This window comes from Terriglobales bacterium (assembly GCA_035454605.1).
In the GTDB taxonomy this organism is placed as follows: domain Bacteria; phylum Acidobacteriota; class Terriglobia; order Terriglobales; family Acidobacteriaceae; genus DATMAB01.
In genome coordinates, this window is record DATIGQ010000140.1 from 1 (window position 1) to 3,124 (window position 3,124).

Annotated in this window: 3 protein-coding genes; all 3 read right to left on the reverse strand. The window is 65.2% G+C overall.

Annotation, left to right across the window (positions count from 1 at the left end; translation table 11 throughout):
- The coding region (locus VLE48_10255; protein ID HSA93382.1) for a hypothetical protein at positions 1–1,421 on the reverse strand (1,421 nt) is incomplete at its 3' end.
- 51 nt (positions 1,422–1,472) lie between these two features.
- On the reverse strand, positions 1,473–1,988 hold the full coding sequence (locus tag VLE48_10260) for a hypothetical protein (protein ID HSA93383.1): 516 nt from the start codon (positions 1,986–1,988) through the stop codon (positions 1,473–1,475).
- Between the two features lie 902 nt (positions 1,989–2,890).
- Positions 2,891–3,124, reverse strand: a 234-nt coding sequence (locus VLE48_10265) for a MoaD/ThiS family protein (protein ID HSA93384.1), incomplete at its 5' end; no start/stop codon positions are given.

The window sequence follows — 3,124 nt, forward strand, 5'->3', positions numbered from 1 at the left end:
TGCGAGTTGCGGGCGATGGACTCGGTGGGGTAGCTGGCGCCATCCACCAGGATCTCCTGGGCGGTGATGACGACGTCCACGGCGTGGCGGTAGGCCTCGACGTCGAAGCTGCCGTTGCGGGCGAACTTCATGAGGTTGAGGCTGGCCAGGTTGCAGGCGGAGTCGTCGAGGAACATGTACTCCGAGCACGGGTTACTGGCGTTGATGCGGGCGGTGTGCTTGGAGGTGTGCCAGCGATTGATGGTCGTATCAAACTGCATGCCGGGATCGCCGCACTGCCAGGTGGCCTGGGCGATCCTGCGCAGCAGCTCGCTGGCCTTGTAGGTCGAGACCGGGCGATGGTCGCGGACGCTGAGAGTGGTGAAATCGGCGTCGCGCTCGACCGCGAGCATGAAGTCGTCGGTCACGCGCACGGAGTTGTTGGCGTTCTGGAAGAAGATGGAGGAATAGGCTTCCGCGTCCGGTGAGTGGCCATCGTAGCCGGCCTGCACCAGGGCCCAAGCCTTGGCTTCCTCTTTGGCTTTGCACTCGATGAAGTCCACGATATCGGGATGGTCGATGTTGAGGATGACCATCTTGGCGGCGCGGCGGGTCTTGCCGCCGGATTTGATGACGCCGGCAAAGGCGTCATAGCCCTTCATGAAGCTGAGCGGGCCGGACGCTGTGCCGCCGCCGGCGAGCGCTTCCATGGAAGAACGCAGGGTGGAGAGATTGGTGCCGGTGCCGGAGCCGAACTTGAACAGCATGCCCTCGGTCTTGGCGAGGGTGAGGATGGAATCGAGCGAATCCTGCACGGAATTGATGAAGCAGGCCGAGCACTGGGGATTGCGGTAGCCGGTGCGGGCGAACTCGACGCGCGCGGCGGCGGGATTCCAGTGCCAGTTGGTGGCGTCGGCGTTGGGCTCCAGGCGGTCGCAGCCGACGTTGAACCAGACCGGCGAATTGAAGGCGGCGTACTGGTTGACCAGCAAATACGTGAGCTCGTCATGGAAGATGGCGGCGTCGACGGGAGTGCGGAAGTAGCCGGCGGCCAGGCCCCAGTCACGGATGGTCTCAGCGACGCGGCTGATAAGCTGGCGGACGCTGGATTCGCGCTCGGGAGTGTCCAGGCGGCCGTGCAGGTACTTTGACGCCACAATGTTGGTGGCGGTCATGGACCAGTCCTTGGGAACCTCGACGTCCTTCTGCTCGAAGATGACGTTGCCCTGGGCGTCGGTGATGAGGGCGGTGCGCAGCTCCCACTCGAGCTGGTCGTAGGGGGAGACGCCGCCCTGGGTGAAATAACGGCGAAAGGCGAGGCCGGGGGCAGACTTCTTGGCGGCCGTCTTTTCGGCGGCGGGAGCGGCGCCGGTCTGCTGGTTCACCTTCACGACGACAGGGCTGGGACCCGGGGTCCCGATCTTCGGTGTGATGTCGCCCATCTTCTATTCTCCTCTTTCAGAACTGGCTGTGCCAGTGCCCACGGCGGAACCTTAGAAGCCCGCGGGCAGCGGCGAAGGACGCATGTCCTTCGGTTGACGGTTGCCGATTTTGGGATTGGCGGCCGGATCCGTAGGCGGCGCAGCGCCCGGCGAGCCGGCGCTGGTGCTGAGGGCGGCGGCGGAGTCGGAAGCGGCGGCGAGCCATTGCGTGAGCGCGGCAGCGACGGCGCGGCGGCGGGCATCCTCAGGAATGACGGCGTAGCGCATGTAGCAGCGGCCCTCCTCGAGCTTGCTGCGGAGCGGGCTTTCGGCGGCGAACAGGCGGCTGAGGGCGCGGCTGAGATTGTCGGCCTCGGACACATGGAACAGCGCCAACATGCGGCGGGCCGCGGCGCCGGCGGGGGCAGCGATCTCCTCGGCGAGCGCGAATACGCCGGGATGCTGGGGCACCAGGAGCAGGCTGAAACTGGACTCGCAACGCGACCAGGAAGACCAGTTCAGGCCGGGGTCGGCACTGGGATCGGCCGGGAGCGTCGAAGGCGTGTAGCGAAGGGCATCGGCTTCCATAGAAATCGCTGACCTCCTAATTCGTCTGGTATCGCCTGTTTTTTGACCACAGGAGGGCGTCCCGCCGCGGGGTCCCGTTGCCGGGACGAGGAGGCAAGATGGAGCCTCTGGGGCGCACCGGGAAGCCCCGGAACACCCTTGCTTCTGTCGCTATCCCCTAACGAATCGCGACCGGCATCCACACCGGAGCGACGGGGGCCACCGCGTGAAAATCAGCCCCAAAACGGGACCGGAACGCGACCCTCACCCCAGGGACGCGTTGCACGTGGGATGGGACATTACTCCCACATATAGGGCGTGTCAAGAGGGTATCGCTACATATTGTAGCATGCGTGTCTTTACCCTCCAGATGCGCCCTGGACCGCGAAAAGCGCTGTGTAAATCGAGGCGGCCTGCGCCAAGACCGCTTGGCTGGCGGTTGTGACGCGTTTCGGTTGTGGCTGGAGAAACGGCGGCTGGAAGGTAGCGGAACTCTACGCGCAGGAGAGAACGGAGTCAATTACCCGGAAATGGGGCAGTGGTCAACGGAGGAGGCAGGAAAAGCTAAACCACAAAGGACACCCTTCGACAGGCTCAGGGCAGGCTCCGGCAAACACGAAGGGTCGCGGTCCGCCGCCTGGCGCAGCCACGGACGATCCCAAAAGCAACCCCGAGGTCCCTCGACTTCGCCCTCCCTTCCTCCCTCGCCTGCGCTCGGGAACGGTCGGGCTGCGCTCGGGATGACAATGAGATAGGGAGTCGCGCAGGGCACGGCTAAAGCCGTGCCCTGATACGAATCAGGCCAACCTGGCGCTCCAGCTGTGTGCTCTGAGTGCCTTCCTCTCCCACGTCTGCGCCGAAGGGCGTGGCGCAGACATGGGGCACCCTCACAAGGATTTAAGGAGCCGGTTGGTGTGGTGCTGCTAGCCGCCGGCGATGGCGCCGACGATGAAGAGCGGTTCGGCGCCGGAGGCGACGGCGGCGGGCAAGGGTGTGTCAGGCGGTTGGTGGGAAAGATCCTCCTCGCAGGCGAAGAAGCGCAGAAACGGCCGGCGCTGGAGAGTGCCGTGGTCGCGGATGGTGCCGCGCAGCATGGGGTAGCGGGTCTCGAGGGCGTCGAGGACGGAGCGCAGAGTGACTTCGCCCTCGACCTCGAG

What these genes read in the sequence shown, in the direction of transcription:
- VLE48_10260 (HSA93383.1), bottom strand. Translation starts at nt 1,988, where the DNA reads ATGGAAGCCGATGCCCTTCGCTACACGCCTTCGACGCTCCCGGCCGAT.